Annotated in this window: 16 protein-coding genes; 15 read left to right on the top strand and 1 reads right to left on the bottom strand. The window is 56.6% G+C overall.

The window, feature by feature from the left end:
- Positions 1–455 precede the first annotated feature (455 nt).
- Positions 456–833, bottom strand: coding sequence for a hypothetical protein (locus ABVT35_RS12775; protein ID WP_368466931.1), 378 nt, complete (start codon positions 831–833; stop codon positions 456–458).
- A 375-nt stretch (positions 834–1,208) separates the two neighbouring features.
- On the opposite strand from ABVT35_RS12775, the gene ABVT35_RS12770 reads away from it, so the two are divergent.
- The 15 genes from ABVT35_RS12770 to ABVT35_RS12700 all read left to right on the top strand — a co-directional run bounded on the left by ABVT35_RS12770 (position 1,209) and on the right by ABVT35_RS12700 (position 15,294).
- Positions 1,209–1,574, top strand: coding sequence for an NADH-quinone oxidoreductase subunit A (locus tag ABVT35_RS12770; protein ID WP_368466930.1), 366 nt, complete (start codon positions 1,209–1,211; stop codon positions 1,572–1,574).
- Positions 1,565–2,140 carry an NADH-quinone oxidoreductase subunit B family protein gene (locus ABVT35_RS12765; RefSeq protein ID WP_368466929.1) on the top strand — a complete coding sequence of 192 codons (576 nt, stop codon included), beginning with the start codon at positions 1,565–1,567 and terminating at the stop codon, positions 2,138–2,140. The genes ABVT35_RS12770 and ABVT35_RS12765 overlap by 10 nt, the downstream gene beginning before the upstream one ends.
- Positions 2,141–2,154: 14 nt before the next feature.
- On the top strand, positions 2,155–2,757 hold the full coding sequence (locus ABVT35_RS12760; protein WP_368466928.1) for an NADH-quinone oxidoreductase subunit C: 603 nt from the start codon (positions 2,155–2,157) through the stop codon (positions 2,755–2,757).
- Between the two features lie 24 nt (positions 2,758–2,781).
- The gene (locus ABVT35_RS12755) at positions 2,782–3,240 is read left to right on the top strand and encodes a GFA family protein (RefSeq protein ID WP_368466927.1); all 459 of its coding nucleotides are present in this window, start codon (positions 2,782–2,784) and stop codon (positions 3,238–3,240) included.
- Positions 3,233–4,423: an NADH-quinone oxidoreductase subunit D gene (locus tag ABVT35_RS12750; protein WP_368466926.1), complete on the top strand. Its 1,191-nt coding sequence runs from the start codon at positions 3,233–3,235 to the stop codon at positions 4,421–4,423. The genes ABVT35_RS12755 and ABVT35_RS12750 overlap by 8 nt, the downstream gene beginning before the upstream one ends.
- Positions 4,424–4,449: 26 nt before the next feature.
- Complete coding sequence (locus ABVT35_RS12745; RefSeq protein WP_368467861.1) at positions 4,450–4,680, top strand: hypothetical protein; 231 nt, start codon at positions 4,450–4,452, stop codon at positions 4,678–4,680.
- A 2-nt stretch (positions 4,681–4,682) separates the two neighbouring features.
- Positions 4,683–5,633 carry an NADH-quinone oxidoreductase subunit NuoE gene (nuoE, locus tag ABVT35_RS12740; RefSeq protein ID WP_368466925.1) on the top strand — a complete coding sequence of 317 codons (951 nt, stop codon included), beginning with the start codon at positions 4,683–4,685 and terminating at the stop codon, positions 5,631–5,633.
- A gap of 11 nt (positions 5,634–5,644) precedes the next feature.
- A complete protein-coding gene (nuoF, locus tag ABVT35_RS12735) occupies positions 5,645–6,946 on the top strand; it encodes an NADH-quinone oxidoreductase subunit NuoF (protein ID WP_368466924.1) in 1,302 nt (433 codons plus the stop codon).
- A gap of 56 nt (positions 6,947–7,002) precedes the next feature.
- The gene (gene nuoG / locus ABVT35_RS12730; protein WP_368466923.1) at positions 7,003–9,084 is read left to right on the top strand and encodes an NADH-quinone oxidoreductase subunit NuoG; all 2,082 of its coding nucleotides are present in this window, start codon (positions 7,003–7,005) and stop codon (positions 9,082–9,084) included.
- 19 nt (positions 9,085–9,103) lie between these two features.
- On the top strand, positions 9,104–10,150 hold the full coding sequence (gene nuoH / locus ABVT35_RS12725) for an NADH-quinone oxidoreductase subunit NuoH (RefSeq protein WP_368467859.1): 1,047 nt from the start codon (positions 9,104–9,106) through the stop codon (positions 10,148–10,150).
- An 18-nt stretch (positions 10,151–10,168) separates the two neighbouring features.
- Positions 10,169–10,657 (top strand): NADH-quinone oxidoreductase subunit NuoI, encoded by a 489-nt coding sequence (nuoI, locus tag ABVT35_RS12720; RefSeq protein WP_368466922.1) that lies wholly within the window; start codon positions 10,169–10,171, stop codon positions 10,655–10,657.
- A 190-nt stretch (positions 10,658–10,847) separates the two neighbouring features.
- On the top strand, positions 10,848–11,462 hold the full coding sequence (locus tag ABVT35_RS12715; RefSeq protein WP_368466921.1) for an NADH-quinone oxidoreductase subunit J: 615 nt from the start codon (positions 10,848–10,850) through the stop codon (positions 11,460–11,462).
- 19 nt (positions 11,463–11,481) lie between these two features.
- The gene (nuoK, locus tag ABVT35_RS12710) at positions 11,482–11,790 is read left to right on the top strand and encodes an NADH-quinone oxidoreductase subunit NuoK (protein ID WP_368466919.1); all 309 of its coding nucleotides are present in this window, start codon (positions 11,482–11,484) and stop codon (positions 11,788–11,790) included.
- Positions 11,791–11,797: 7 nt separating this feature from the next.
- A complete protein-coding gene (nuoL, locus tag ABVT35_RS12705) occupies positions 11,798–13,783 on the top strand; it encodes an NADH-quinone oxidoreductase subunit L (protein WP_368466918.1) in 1,986 nt (661 codons plus the stop codon).
- Positions 13,783–15,294: an NADH-quinone oxidoreductase subunit M gene (locus tag ABVT35_RS12700; protein WP_368466916.1), complete on the top strand. Its 1,512-nt coding sequence runs from the start codon at positions 13,783–13,785 to the stop codon at positions 15,292–15,294. The genes nuoL and ABVT35_RS12700 overlap by 1 nt, the downstream gene beginning before the upstream one ends.

The following is a 15,294-nucleotide window of genomic DNA, read 5'->3' as shown; positions in this document are numbered from 1 at the left end:
CTGATTTTCGGCTGCTATTTTTGAATAATGCAGTGAAATTCTCTCAATTCTGAAAAAAAATCTTTGTTGCTTGCTACGGCATCTGTTCGGGATCGGCTGTTTGCTTAGCTTGCGCAATATTTTTCACCCACAACATTAATAAGCAGCGCTAACTTTTTGGCACAAATTTTCATTTCCCGTTTCGTTTGCGCGATATATCAAACGATTAACATAAAGTATTTCCAATTTATTTCCATGTATAAAATTTGAATAAAATTTTATCTTAATTGTATTCTTAAATATAACTTGCTGTCAAGATTGACTTATAGCTTGGTTACAGTTGTTATAAATTGCTCAAAGAAGATTAATTGTTGATAAATCATAAATTTTTCGCGCCAAAGCGCGGGAAACGCGTGATGGGAAGCGTAAAGGGGAGTACCATGGAGATCACCAGACGATCTATTTTAGCGGCTGCGCTAACAGGCGTGGCCCTCGTGCTCGTGGATTCGGATACGGCCTTGGCCGGAAAAAAAGGTGGCCACGGCGGTAAAGGTGGCAAGGGTGGCGGCAAAGGTGGTGGTAAAGGTGGTCACGGTGGCGGCAAAGGCGGCCATGGCGGCGGCAAAGGCGGCCACGGTGGCGGCAAAGGTGGCCGCGGGGGCGGTAAAGGTGGCTACGGCGGTGGCAAAGGCGGTCGCGGAGGTCGAGGTGGCCACGGTGGTAAAGGCGGCCACGGCGGCAATGGCGGCAACGGCAACGGCAACGGCAATTCCGAGGGCATTGGAAGCGCCGAGGGCTGTAACGGCAGGAACTGGCGCCTGTTGTGCTCGTTCAACAATTGAGGCCAGACTCACGCCTGAACTGAACCAGGGCTTTAGACTGTGCACCCGGCAATTCATTGCCGGGTGTTTTGTGTTGTGCAGAATGCTTTGTGTTCGCTGAATTGACGGGCTCGCCCCCCTAGCAAATTGTCGCAGGTTAATTCCCCGAATGCGGCACCTTGGCCGGTGTCATGCGAACGTTGCCGGATGCGTTGGCAACGCTGATAAAACCCTTAAATTCCAATGAGCAGCCAAATGCGCTACGGCGCGGGGCAACACGATTGTAAATTCGTCGCATTTATGTGTTTGCGGGCGGCCATTTGCGTTGACTGTACTGACTTAATGTGTAAACCGGCACATTAGAACCGTTCGCGACCGCGGCGGGTGCGCCAAAGCAAGGAAACCAAGATGACTGAACTCTTAAGTTCATATCTCCCCATTGTGGTTTTTCTCGGAATTTCACTGGTGATCGGATTGGCCCTTTTGCTGGCTCCCTTCCTGATCGCCTTCAAGGCGCCTGATTCAGAAAAGCTGTCTGCTTACGAATGCGGTTTCAACGCTTTCGACGACGCAAGAATGAAATTCGACATCCGATTCTATCTGGTCGCAATCCTGTTCATCATTTTCGACCTGGAAGTTGCTTTCCTGTTTCCCTGGGCCGTTTCCTTCGACGGCATCGGCTGGTTCGGTTTCTGGTCCATGATGGTGTTTCTCGCCATTCTCACGATTGGCTTCATATATGAATGGAAAAAGGGAGCGCTGGAATGGCAGTAGGTGACACAACGCTGGTTGCACCACAGCCTCGCGGTATTATCGATCCGGCAACCGGAAAGCCGGCTGGTGCGAACGATCCCTTCTATGGCGAAATCAATAACGAACTCGCCGACAAGGGCTTTCTTGTCACATCGACGGATGAGTTGATCAACTGGGCACGCACGGGCTCGCTGATGTGGATGACGTTCGGCCTTGCCTGCTGTGCGGTTGAAATGATGCAAGCGTCCATGCCGCGCTATGACGCGGAGCGCTTTGGTTTTGCGCCGCGCGCCTCGCCGCGCCAGTCCGACGTGATGATTGTTGCAGGAACGCTCACCAATAAGATGGCGCCGGCGTTGCGCAAGGTCTACGACCAGATGCCGGAGCCGCGCTATGTTATTTCCATGGGCTCGTGTGCCAATGGCGGTGGCTACTATCACTATTCCTATGCGGTCGTGCGCGGATGCGACCGGGTCGTTCCGGTCGATATCTACGTGCCCGGCTGTCCGCCCACGGCGGAAGCTTTCTTATACGGTGTTCTGCTGCTGCAGAAGAAAATCCGGCGCACCGGCACGATCGAGCGATAGGAGAGGTTGGTTCAATGAGTGAAGCACTGAATGAACTGGCCTCATACCTTGGTGAGCGCCGTGGAGAGGAAATTGTTTCTTCGGAAATTCGCTACGGCGAGTTGACGCTGGTCACCACGACAGCGAATATCATCTCGCTGTTGACGTTCCTGCGCGACGATGCGCAGTGCCAGTTTGTCAGTTTTACCGATATCTGCGGTGTCGATTGGCCGTCACGTGCACGCCGTTTCGATGTTGTCTACCACATGCTGTCGCCACGGCAGAACATGCGCGTCCGTGTCAAGCTCGAAGTGGGCGAGGGAGAAACCGTTCCATCGGCGACTTCGGTTTATCCCGGCGCTGACTGGTTCGAGCGTGAAGCCTATGACATGTACGGGATTCTCTTCACCGACCATCCGGATTTACGCCGGATTCTGACCGATTACGGGTTTGACGGTTATCCGCTGCGCAAAGACTTTCCAACGACCGGTTTTGTCGAAGTGCGCTACGACGACGAGGTCAAGCGGGTGGTGTACGAGCCTGTTCAGTTGAAACAGGAATTCAGAGATTTCGATTTTCTATCACCTTGGGAGAGCGCTGAATACGTCTTGCCCGGTGATGAAAAGGCAAGTGAATAGGCGATTGTCGAGCAGGACCAAAGCATGACCGGCACACAATCAGGATCCGACGGCCAACGTCGCAAGGCACAATGCCTGTGCGGCTCCGTGCGTTTTTCCGCCGTTCCCGTTTCGGCGGAGACGAGTGTTTGTCACTGCCACATGTGTCAGCGCTGGGCAGCCGGGCCGTATTTCGGCGTTCACTGCGGCAACAGCGTTGAATTCGAGGCGGACGATGATCTCGTGCGTTATCACTCGTCGCAATGGGCCGAACGGGGATTTTGCCGCAAATGCGGAACATCTCTTTTCTGGAATCTGCGCGGTAAGGACGATTACCACGTTTCCCTGTCGGCATTGGAAGGCGGGCAGGATTTGAGCTTCACGACCGAAATATTCATCGATGAGAAGCCCGATACCTACGAATTTGCCAACGACACCAAGAAACTGACCGGAGAAGAGTTGTTTGCCATGTTCTCCGGCGGGCAGGAACAAAGCGATGACTGAGCACAACGTACGGAATTTCAATATAAATTTCGGACCACAGCATCCGGCTGCACACGGTGTTCTGCGTCTTGTGCTCGAACTTGACGGCGAAGTGGTTGAGCGCGTCGATCCGCATATCGGCCTGTTGCATCGCGGCACCGAAAAGCTCATCGAAACAAAGACCTATCTTCAGGCGGTTCCTTATTTCGACCGGTTGGACTATGTCGCGCCGATGAATCAGGAACATGCTTTTGCGTTGGCGGTCGAGCGCCTTGCAGATGTTGAAGTGCCGATGCGCGGCCAATTGGTCCGGGTGCTCTATTCAGAAATCGGCCGTATCCTGTCGCATCTGTTGAACGTAACGACTCAAGCCATGGACGTCGGCGCCCTTACACCGCCGCTTTGGGGCTTCGAAGAGCGCGAAAAGCTGATGGTGTTCTATGAGCGGGCCTGTGGTGCTCGCATGCACGCTGCCTATGTGCGCCCCGGTGGCGTCCACCAGGACCTGCCACCGGAACTCGTCGAGGATATCGGCAAGTGGTGTGATCCCTTCTTGAAGGTCTGTGACGATCTCGAAGGCCTTTTGACCGACAACCGCATCTTCAAGCAACGCAATGTCGATATCGGCGTTGTCAGCCAGGACGATGCCTGGGCATTGGGATTTTCCGGTGTTGTGTTGCGCAGTACGGGGGCGGCCTGGGATTTGCGCCGTGCGCAACCCTATGAATGTTACAGCGACCTCGATTTCGACATTCCGGTTGGCAAGAACGGCGATTGCTATGATCGCTACGTAATGCGCATGGAGGAAATGCGGCAGTCGGTTCGCATCATGAAACAGTGTGTCGAGCTGCTGCTGGGTTCCCATAAGACTGGACCAGTCTCGTCTATCGACGGCAAAATCGTGCCGCCCAAGCGTGGCGAGATGAAGCGCTCCATGGAAGCGCTTATCCATCACTTCAAATTGTATACCGAGGGTTACCACGTGCCGGAGGGCGAGGTTTACGCTGCGGTGGAGGCGCCGAAAGGGGAGTTTGGCGTCTATCTGGTTTCCGATGGAAGCAACAAGCCGTATCGCTGCAAAATCAAGGCCCCGGGCTATGCCCATCTTCAGGCCATGGACTACATCTGCCGCAACCACATGCTGGCAGACGTTTCCGCGGTGCTCGGTTCGCTCGACATCGTTTTTGGGGAGGTAGACCGCTAATGACCAGGACAATCGTGACCGCAGCCATGTCAATTGCCGCCGTATTCGGCGGTATCCAGTCCGCGGGCGCCCAGTCTTCAGGCGGATCTGGTGCAACCATGAAGTCCCTGCTTCAGCAGGGTTATGAGATCAAGGCAGCCGCCCCGAACGGCAGTAAATACGTTGTATTTATGCAAAAGGACAATTCGGCCTATGCCTGTGAGTTTGTAACCGTGACCTCTTCGCGTTGCGGTGCCATCAATAGTGAGGCCAATTAAGCATGTCCGTTCGCCGTCTTGCAGAAGATGCTGTTCAGCCCTCAGAATTCCGGTTTAGCCGCGACAATGCCGCCTGGGCCAAGGCGACGATCAAGAAGTATCCAAAAGGCCGGCAGCAGTCTGCCGTAATTCCCCTTTTGATGCGGGCGCAGGAACAGGACGGCTGGGTAACGCGGGCGGCTATCGAATCGATCGCCGACATGTTGAGCATGCCCTATATTCGCGCGCTCGAGGTGGCGACCTTTTACACGCAGTTTCAGCTCAAGCCCGTGGGCACGAAAGCGCACGTTCAGGTTTGCGGCACCACGCCATGCATGCTGCGTGGCTCCGAAGAGCTGATCAAGGTCTGCAAGAACAAGATCAATTCAAGCCAATTCGAAACCAATGAAGCCGGCACACTTTCCTGGGAAGAGGTCGAGTGCCAGGGCGCATGCGTCAATGCGCCGATGGTAATGATATTCAAAGATGCCTATGAGGACCTGACGCCCGAGCAGTTAGCCGACATTATCGACAGGTTCGAGGCGGGCGACGGTGACAATGTGACACCGGGACCGCAAAACGGCCGCCATCTTTCAGCTCCGGTCGGCGGACTTACCACACTTACGGATGAGCCGGCTGCTCAGCCGGCGAAGCCGGCCAGTGCACCCGCAACGGCAAAAGACAGCGAAGCTGCGGATGATGGCCGCCCGGCAGCCATGGACGAGCCGGACGAAAAGGATGACCTGAAACTCCTTTCCGGCGTCGGGCCGAAAATCGAGAGCCTGCTCAACTCCATCGGCGTTTTCAAATGGGAGCAGATTGCCGGATGGAAAGAGGCCGAGCGCGCCTGGGTCGACGGCTTCCTTAAATTCAAGGGCCGCATTGAACGCGAGGACTGGGTTAAGCAGGCCAACGCGCTGGCCAAGGGCGGTGTCGAGGAATATGTGCGTGTCTTCGGCAAGAAGCCGCGGTGAAGGGGTAAATAATGCTGCAGGATAAAGACCGCATCTTTACCAATATCTACGGCCTGAAGGACAAGAGCCTTAAGGGTGCGATGGGGCGCGGCCACTGGGACAATACCAAGGGTCTGATAGAAAAGGGCCGCGACTGGATCATCGACGAGATGAAGACTTCCGGTCTTCGCGGCCGCGGCGGCGCGGGCTTTCCGACCGGCCTCAAGTGGTCGTTCATGCCAAAGGAGCCCGGTGAGCGGCCGCATTATCTGGTAGTCAATGCCGATGAGTCGGAACCCGGCACCTGCAAGGACCGCGACATCATGCGCAACGATCCGCATACGCTGATCGAGGGCTGCGTGGTTGCCGGTTTCGCGATGGGTGCCCATACGGCATACATTTACATTCGCGGCGAATATATGCGCGAACGCGAGGCCCTGCAGGCTGCAATCGACGAATGCTACGACGCGGGTCTTCTTGGCAAGAACAACAAGTGCGGCTGGGACTTTGACGTATTCCTCCACCACGGTGCCGGCGCCTATATCTGCGGCGAGGAGACCGCACTGCTGGAAAGCCTTGAAGGCAAAAAGGGCCAGCCGCGGCTGAAACCGCCATTTCCTGCCAATGTCGGCCTCTATGGTTGTCCGACCACGGTCAACAATGTCGAATCCATTGCGGTTGCGCCCACGATCCTGCGGCGCGGCGGGGCATGGTTTGCCGGCTTTGGACGTCAGAACAACCATGGCACCAAGCTCTTCTGCGTATCCGGTCACGTCAATCAGCCGGCGACCTTCGAAGAGGAAATGTCCATTCCGTTCCGCGAAATGATCGACCGCCACTGCGGCGGTATTCGCGGCGGCTGGGATAATCTGCTTGCCGTCATTCCGGGCGGATCGTCCGTTCCGTGCGTACCCGCGGACCAGATTATCGATTGCCCGATGGATTTCGATGCTCTGCGCGATCTCAAATCCGGCCTCGGCACCGCAGCCGTGATCGTCATGGACCGGTCGACCGACATTATCAAGGCCATTGCCCGGCTAGCCTATTTCTACAAGCACGAAAGCTGCGGACAGTGCACGCCGTGCCGTGAGGGGACCGGATGGATGTGGCGCGTCATGGAACGCATGGCCACGGGCAATGCCCATAAAAAAGAGATCGATATGCTCTTCGACGTAACCAAGCAGGTCGAGGGCCACACGATCTGTGCACTGGGGGATGCAGCAGCCTGGCCGATCCAGGGTCTGATCCGGCACTTCCGTCCGGAGATCGAAAAGCGGATCGACGAATATACGCACAATGCCGGCAACGCACCGGCACTCGAGGCGGCAGAGTAATCAGGCTTCGGGCCGAAGAATAAGGTGGGGCGGGCAACCGCAGAACTGGACGAATAATGGCAAAGATCAAGGTTGACGGAAACGAGATTGAAGTGCCCGATCACTACACGCTGCTTCAGGCGTGTGAGGAAGCCGGCGCACAGGTTCCACGTTTCTGTTTTCACGAGCGGCTCTCGATCGCCGGCAACTGCCGTATGTGCCTGGTTGAGGTCAAGGGCGGTCCCCCGAAGCCGGCGGCTTCGTGTGCCATGGGCGTTCGCGATCTTCGTCCCGGTCCTGAAGGCGAGCCGCCTGAGGTTTTTACCAACACGCCGATGGTCAAGAAGGCCCGCGAAGGGGTCATGGAATTCCTGCTGATCAACCATCCGCTCGATTGCCCGATCTGCGACCAGGGCGGCGAGTGCGACCTGCAGGATCAGGCGATGGCATTTGGCGTCGATTCCTCGCGCTATCAGGAAAACAAGCGCGCTGTCGAAGACAAATATATCGGACCGCTGGTCAAGACCATCATGACCCGCTGCATCCACTGCACGCGTTGCGTCCGGTTTACGACTGAAGTTGCCGGGATTTCCGAGCTGGGGCTGATCGGCCGTGGCGAGGACGCCGAAATCACCACCTATCTCGAGCAGGCGATGACATCCGAACTGCAGGGCAATGTCATTGATCTGTGTCCGGTCGGCGCACTGACATCCAAACCCTATGCCTTCCAGGCAAGGCCGTGGGAGTTGAACAAGACAGAAACCATCGATGTGATGGATGCCTGCGGGTCGGCGATCCGCGTTGACACGCGCGGCCGTGAAGTCATGCGCATCATGCCGCGTATCAATGAGGCGATCAACGAGGAGTGGATTTCCGACAAGACCCGCTTTGTCTGGGACGGCCTCAAGACCCAGCGTCTCGACCGGCCGTTCGTCAAGCGCGACGGCAAGTTGCAGTCCGCCAGCTGGCAGGAAGCGTTTGCAGCCATCAAAAAGGCCATCGACGGCACGTCGGGCGAACGCATCGGTGCGATTGCCGGCGATATGGCAACGGTCGAAGAAATGTTTGCGCTCAAGCAACTCATGGCTTCGCTCGGATCGCAAAATGTCGACTGCCGTCAGGATGGAACCGCGCTTGATCCATCGCTCGGACGGGCAAGTTATCTGTTCAATCCGACGATCGATGGTATCGAGGACGCAGACGCGCTGCTGATTATCGGCGCCAATCCGCGTTTCGAGGCTTCGGTGCTGAACGCACGCATTCGCAAACGCTGGCGCATGGAAGACTTCCCGATCGGGGTCATCGGCGAAAACGCCGACTTGCGCTACAAGTACGAATATCTGGGCGCCGGCCCCGAGACGTTATCTGATGTTGTCAGCGGCAAAAACAAGTTTGCCGCCAAACTCAAGCGTGCAAAAAGGCCGATCATCCTGATCGGACAGGGCGCGCTTGCGCGTGCCGACGGTGCTGCAGTTCTTGCGCAGGCCGCAAAACTTGCAGTCGATGTCAAGGCGGTGACCGGTGAGTGGAACGGTTTTGCGGTTCTTCATACGGCGGCAAGCCGTGTTGGTGGGCTGGACCTTGGATTTGTCCCGGGTGAGGGCGGCAAGAACGCCGCGGCCATGCTGAACGATGCGGACGTTCTGTTTCTGCTTGGAGCAGACGAGCTCAACATGCCAGAGCGCACCAGCGGCTTTACTGTCTATATCGGCAGCCATGGCGACGTGGGCGCCCACCATGCCGACGTTATCCTGCCGGCTGCCACCTACACGGAAAAATCCGGCACCTACGTAAACACGGAAGGCCGCGTACAGCTCGGCATGCGTGCCGCATTTGCGCCGGGCGAAGCAAAAGAAGACTGGGCGATCCTCCGGGCGTTGTCGGATGTCCTGGGCCACAAACTGCCTTTCGATTCGCTGCTGCAGCTGCGCACGGCACTTTATGAAGTCCACCCGCACTTTGCGGAAACCGATGAAATAACGCCAGCCGATGCATCCGCCATCGAAAAGGTCGCTGCCCTTGGTGGAGAGCCAAGCGCGGCGGGCTTCGAATCGACGGTATCCGATTTCTACCTGACCAACCCCATCGCCCGTGCCTCGGCGGTCATGGCCGAGTGCTCGTCGCTCGCGCGTGACGCGGGCAAGATCGCAGCCGAGTGAGGATAAAGACAAAATGACATTGGACGCCTTTGTCACAACCTATGTTTGGCCGGCCGTGATCATGATCGCACAGTCGCTGTTGCTGCTGGTCGCGCTGCTGATTTTCATAGCCTACATCCTTTATGCCGACCGCAAGATCTGGGCGGCTGTCCAGATGCGGCGCGGACCGAATGTGGTCGGGCCGTGGGGACTTTTTCAGTCTTTTGCGGACCTTTTGAAGTTCGTCTTCAAGGAGCCGGTCATTCCGGCGGGCGCCAACAAGGGTGTGTTCCTGCTGGCGCCGCTGGTGTCTGTGACGCTGGCGCTTGCCGCCTGGGCGGTGATCCCGGTTGCCGAGGGCTGGTCGGTCGCGTCGATCAATGTCGGCATTCTTTATGTCTTTGCGATTTCGTCACTCGAGGTCTATGGCGTGATCATGGGCGGTTGGGCGTCCAACTCCAAATATCCGTTCCTCGGCGCGCTTCGCTCGGCTGCACAGATGGTCTCCTACGAAGTTTCTATCGGTTTCGTCATCATTACGGTCCTGTTGTGCGTCGGATCTCTGAATCTTACCGATATCGTGCTTTCACAGCAGGTGGGACTCGGCACCAAGCTTGGGCTGCCAAACAGCTTCCTCGACTGGCACTGGCTTGCATTGTTCCCGATGTTCATAGTCTTTTTTATCTCGGCGCTTGCCGAGACGAACCGGCCGCCATTTGATTTGCCCGAAGCCGAATCCGAACTCGTTGCAGGTTTTATGGTCGAGTACGGCTCTACGCCGTATATGATGTTCATGCTCGGCGAATACGCCGCCATCTGTCTGATGTGTGCGCTGACGACGATCCTCTTCCTCGGCGGCTGGCTGCCGCCTGTGGATGTGTGGTTCCTCAACTGGGTGCCGGGCATCATCTGGTTCGTGCTGAAAGCGTGTTTCGTCTTTTTCATGTTCTCCATGGTGAAGGCATTCGTGCCGCGTTATCGCTACGACCAACTCATGCGTCTTGGCTGGAAGGTGTTCCTGCCCATCTCATTGGCGATGGTCGTCATCGTCGCTTTTGTCCTCAAACTGACCGGCTGGTCCGCCTAAAGCGGGAGATAGAAGAACATGTCACTTGCACAAGCGGCCAAGTCGGTTTTCCTGAAGGAGTTCGTCGAGGCGTTTATCCTATCGATGCGCTATTTCTTCGCGCCCAAATCCACGGTCAACTATCCGTACGAAAAGGGACCTGTCAGCCCGCGCTTTCGTGGTGAGCATGCGCTGCGCCGCTACCCCAATGGCGAAGAGCGCTGCATTGCCTGCAAGCTGTGCGAAGCGATCTGCCCGGCACAGGCCATCACTATCGAGGCCGGTCCGCGCCGCAATGACGGGACACGCCGGACCGTGCGCTACGACATAGACATGGTCAAATGCATCTATTGCGGCTTCTGCCAGGAAGCTTGTCCCGTCGATGCGATTGTCGAGGGGCCGAACTTTGAATTTGCCGCCGAAACCCGTGAAGAGCTGTACTACGACAAGGACAAACTGCTCGACAACGGAGACCGGTGGGAGCGGGAAATAGCCCGCAACATGTCAATGGACGCACCGTACCGGTGATGTCTGGCGTGGATGGCCTGATGGTCGTCCGTATCAGGTCACGAGAGGTGGTGATCTGAAATTCGATCAGCCCTTCCGGCAACGGCGGGACTGAAACTTGAAATCTCGCGCCGGTCCTTGCCGGCGGCTCATTTTCGAAGATCCGTGCATTCTGCGCGGGTTTCGGGGGAAAGACAAAAAGGCACAGATCATGGGTCTCCAGGCTCTGTTTTTCTATCTGTTCTCGGCGATAGCCGTTGCTGCAGCGTTCATGGTGATATCGGCGCGCAACCCTGTGCATTCGGTGTTGTACCTGATCCTGACGTTTTTCAACGCGGCCGCGCTGTTCCTTCTGACCGGTGCCGAGTTTCTGGCGCTGATCCTGGTGGTGGTTTATGTCGGGGCGGTTGCCGTTCTGTTCCTGTTCGTTGTCATGATGCTTGATATCGACTTTACGGAGCTGCGGTCGGGCGTCATGGAATATGCTCCGGTCGGAGCATTGATAGGTCTCATCCTGGCGGCGGAACTCATTCTGGTTCTTGCCGGAAACGCATTTACCGTTGAGCCCGTCGCCAACGCGACCCAGCCCATACCGGATCTCAATCAGGTTCCGAATATTCAGGCTCTCGGCGACATTCTCTACACGGACTACGTTCACTTCTTCCAGGCTGCCGGCATGATCCTGCTGGTCGCCATGATCGGCGCGATCGTTCTGACCTTGCGGCACAAGGAAAACGTCAAGCGCCAGGATGTCAACAAACAGGTTGCCCGCACACCTGAGACGGCTGTTGAAGTCGTCAAGGTCAAGCCCGGGCAGGGCATATAGGCGGGGGTAGGAAAAAGGCATGGAAATCGGACTTTCCCACTATTTGACGGTCGGCGCCATTTTGTTCACGCTTGGCGTGTTCGGCATTTTTCTGAACCGCAAGAACGTGATTGTCATCCTGATGTCGGTGGAGTTGATCCTGCTTGCCGTCAATCTGAACTTCGTGGCGTTTTCCGAGCACCTCGGCGATCTGGTCGGGCAGGTGTTCGCGCTGTTCGTTCTGACGGTTGCGGCGGCCGAGGCGGCCATCGGACTTGCGATCCTCGTCGTCTTTTACCGCAACCGCGGCTCCATCGCGGTTGAAGACGTCAACATGATGAAGGGCTGACCGGACCATGTATCACGCAATTGTTTTCTTCCCGCTCCTGGGGGCCATAATTGCCGGACTGTTCGGCCGTTCCATCGGTTCGAAGGCGTCCGAATACATCACCTGCGGCCTTATGGTGATTGCGGCTTTCCTGTCCTGGATTTCGTTCTTCCAGGTCGCGCTCGGTCATGGTGAACTCATTCAGATACCAGTTATGCCCTGGATCGAAGCGGGCAGGCTGTCGGTTGAATGGGCCTTCCGCATAGACCCGCTGACGGCCGTCATGCTGGTCGTCGTCAATACGGTCTCCAGCCTGGTGCATATCTACTCCATCGGATATATGCACCACGATCCGCACCGGCCGCGCTTCTTTTCGTACCTCTCGCTGTTCACCTTCGCCATGCTGATGCTGGTGACCTCGGACAATCTGGTGCAGATGTTCTTTGGCTGGGAGGGCGTTGGCCTTGCTTCTTACCTGCTGATCGGTTTCTGGTTCAAAAAACCGTCCGCCAATGCGGCGGCCATCAAGGCATTCGTCGTCAACCGCGTCGGCGACTTCGGTTTCTCTCTGGGTATCTTCGGTCTTTTCGTTCTCTTCGGCTCCGTTTCCATGGACGTGATCTTTGCCGGCACTGCCGATTTCATGCCGACTGCGGAAGCGCGCAATGCCGATGCTCTGTTTGAGTTCATGGGCATAGAGATGAACCGCGCCGATGCGCTGACCACGGTGTGCCTGCTTTTGTTCATGGGGGCGATGGGCAAGTCAGCCCAGTTCCTGCTGCACACCTGGCTGCCTGACGCCATGGAAGGCCCGACGCCGGTTTCGGCATTGATCCATGCGGCAACCATGGTGACCGCCGGCGTGTTTCTCGTTGCACGCATGTCGCCGATTTTCGAATTGTCGACCGATGCGCTGACATTCGTAACGCTCATCGGTGCGGTGACGGCGTTCTTTGCCGCAACCGTTGGCCTGGTTCAGAACGACATCAAGCGGGTGATCGCCTACTCCACCTGTTCGCAGCTCGGATATATGTTTGTCGCGCTCGGCGTTGGCGCCTACGGCGCCGGCATATTCCATCTGTTCACCCACGCCTTTTTCAAGGCGCTCTTGTTCCTTGGTGCCGGATCGGTCATCCACGCCGTTTCAGACGAGCAGGATATGCGCCGCATGGGGGGGCTGCGCAAGCACATCCCGACAACCTACTGGCTGATGATCATTGGAACGCTGGCGCTGACCGGCTTTGGCATTCCGTTCACCGGAATCGGCACGGCCGGCTTTATTTCCAAGGATGCGATCATTGAATCCGCATTTGTGGGGCACAATGCTGCAGCCGGATTTGCCTTTGCCCTGCTGGTCATCGCGGCGACGTTTACAAGCTTCTATTCGTGGCGGCTGATCTTCATGACCTTCCACGGCAAGCCGCGGGCTTCATCGGATGTCATGCATCACGTGCATGAATCGCCGATGGTCATGCTGGCCCCGCTGTTCATATTGGCTGCAGGCGCGCTTTTGGCCGGCATGCTGTTTGTCGGTGATTTCTTTGGTCACCACTACGAAGAATTCTGGAAGGGCGCACTGTTTACGCTTCCGAGTAACCAGATCCTGGAAGAGTTTCACCATGTGCCAACCTGGGTGAAGCTGAGCCCGTTCATTGCCATGGTTGTCGGATTTGCCTTTGCCTGGCTCTTTTATATCCGCTCGCCTGAAATTCCGAAGAGGCTGGCTGCCCAGCACCATGGCCTCTACCAATTCCTTTTGAACAAATGGTATTTCGACGAGCTCTACGACCTGATATTCGTCCGCTTCTCCAAGTGGCTCGGACACTTCCTCTGGAAGCGCGGTGACGGTTGGCTTATCGACGGTTTTGGACCTGACGGTATCGCCGCTCGCGTTCATCAGATTACCAACCGGATGGTCCGTCTCCAGACCGGATATCTTTATCACTATGCCTTTGCGATGTTGATTGGTGTTGCTGCACTTGTCACCTGGATGATGCTCGGGAGTGCCGTGTAATGACCGACTGGCCGATCCTTTCTACGGTCACCTTTGTGCCGCTTGTCGGCGTGTTGCTGATATTGCTTATCCGCGATGACAGCGAGACGGGCCGGCGCAACATCCGAAACGTGTCATTGATCGTAACTTCGTTCAATTTCCTGTTCTCGCTCTATATCTGGGCTGAGTTCGATGATGCCGAGTCCGGCTTCCAGTTCGTCGAAAAGGCACAGTGGCTGGGCGAGGGGATTGCCTATCACATGGGCGTCGACGGCATATCGGTGCTGTTTGTCGTGCTGACGGCCTTCCTCATGCCGATCTGTATCCTGGCAAGCTGGGAATCCGTCCAGCACCGGGTCAAGGATTACATGATCGCCTTCCTGATCCTGGAAACGCTGGTCATCGGCGCCTTCTGTGCCCTGGATATCGTGCTCTTCTATGTCTTCTTCGAAGGCGGGCTTATTCCGATGTATCTCATCATCGGCGTATGGGGCGGAAAGAACCGTATCTATGCGGCCTTCAAATTCTTTCTGTACACTCTGGTTGGTTCGGTGCTGATGCTGCTGGCCATCATGGCGATGTACTGGAATGCAGGCACTACCTCCATTCCGTTCATGCTTACCGAGCACCATTTCCCGGAACACATGCAAATATGGCTGTGGCTCGCCTTCTTCGCATCGTTCGCGGTCAAGCTGCCGCTCTGGCCGGTCCATACCTGGCTGCCGGACGCGCACGTTGAAGCGCCGACGGCGGGGTCAGTGGTGCTGGCGGGTATTCTCCTGAAGCTCGGCGGTTACGGATTTATCCGCTTTTCACTGCCGATGTTCCCGATCGCGTCGGTTGATCTCGCGCCGTTGATTTTTACACTCTCGGTCGTTGCCGTCATCTGGGCTTCTCTCGTCGCGCTGATGCAGGATGACGTGAAGAAGCTGATCGCCTATTCGTCGGTTGCCCATATGGGCTACGTGAAGATGGGTATCTTCTCGGCCAATGCGCAGGGTGTTCAGGGCGCTATCTTCCAGATGCTGTCGCACGGGTTGGTGTCAGCCGCATTGTTCCTGTGCGTCGGCGTCATCTACGACCGGGTGCACACCCGCGAGATTGCGGCCTATGGCGGGCTGGTCAACAACATGCCGAAATACGCCGCCGCATTCATGGTCTTTTCCATGGCAAATATCGGGCTGCCGGGCACTTCAGGGTTCGTTGGCGAATTCCTCGTTCTAATCGGGGTTTTCCAGGTCAACAGCTGGATTGCAATCCTGGCGACGCTCGGTGTCATCCTGTCGGCCGCCTATATGTTATGGCTCTATCGGCGGGTCATATTCGGTGCGCTTGAAAAGGAGAGCCTCAAATCGCTGCTCGACCTGTCACGGCGCGAAAAGATCATCCTTTACCCGCTGGTCGCGCTGATCATCTTCTTCGGCGTTTATCCGCTGCCGGTATTCGACGTGACAACCGCCACCGTCGATGCGCTGATCATCAATTATAATGCCGCACTCGAAGCCGCCAGCGGGCTGGCGTCTGCGAACTGA

This window comes from Hoeflea sp. TYP-13 (genome assembly GCF_040932035.1).
Taxonomy (GTDB): domain Bacteria; phylum Pseudomonadota; class Alphaproteobacteria; order Rhizobiales; family Rhizobiaceae; genus Hoeflea_A.
Note: the sequence above shows the minus strand (reverse complement) of the source record. Positions and strands in the feature narration are given on the sequence as shown.

Excerpts from the sequence above, each read along its gene's own strand:
- ABVT35_RS12745 (WP_368467861.1), top strand. The coding sequence starts at position 4,450 with ATGTCAATTGCCGCCGTATTCGGCGGTATCCAGTCCGCGGGCGCCCAG.
- ABVT35_RS12770 (WP_368466930.1), top strand. The coding sequence starts at position 1,209 with ATGACTGAACTCTTAAGTTCATATCTCCCCATTGTGGTTTTTCTCGGA.
- nuoI (WP_368466922.1), top strand. The coding sequence starts at position 10,169 with ATGTCACTTGCACAAGCGGCCAAGTCGGTTTTCCTGAAGGAGTTCGTC.
- nuoE (WP_368466925.1), top strand. The coding sequence starts at position 4,683 with ATGTCCGTTCGCCGTCTTGCAGAAGATGCTGTTCAGCCCTCAGAATTC.
- nuoF (WP_368466924.1), top strand. The coding sequence starts at position 5,645 with ATGCTGCAGGATAAAGACCGCATCTTTACCAATATCTACGGCCTGAAG.
- ABVT35_RS12715 (WP_368466921.1), top strand. The coding sequence starts at position 10,848 with ATGGGTCTCCAGGCTCTGTTTTTCTATCTGTTCTCGGCGATAGCCGTT.
- nuoK (WP_368466919.1), top strand. The coding sequence starts at position 11,482 with ATGGAAATCGGACTTTCCCACTATTTGACGGTCGGCGCCATTTTGTTC.
- ABVT35_RS12755 (WP_368466927.1), top strand. The coding sequence starts at position 2,782 with ATGACCGGCACACAATCAGGATCCGACGGCCAACGTCGCAAGGCACAA.
- nuoL (WP_368466918.1), top strand. The coding sequence starts at position 11,798 with ATGTATCACGCAATTGTTTTCTTCCCGCTCCTGGGGGCCATAATTGCC.
- ABVT35_RS12765 (WP_368466929.1), top strand. The coding sequence starts at position 1,565 with ATGGCAGTAGGTGACACAACGCTGGTTGCACCACAGCCTCGCGGTATT.
- nuoG (WP_368466923.1), top strand. The coding sequence starts at position 7,003 with ATGGCAAAGATCAAGGTTGACGGAAACGAGATTGAAGTGCCCGATCAC.
- ABVT35_RS12700 (WP_368466916.1), top strand. The coding sequence starts at position 13,783 with ATGACCGACTGGCCGATCCTTTCTACGGTCACCTTTGTGCCGCTTGTC.
- ABVT35_RS12750 (WP_368466926.1), top strand. The coding sequence starts at position 3,233 with ATGACTGAGCACAACGTACGGAATTTCAATATAAATTTCGGACCACAG.
- ABVT35_RS12760 (WP_368466928.1), top strand. The coding sequence starts at position 2,155 with ATGAGTGAAGCACTGAATGAACTGGCCTCATACCTTGGTGAGCGCCGT.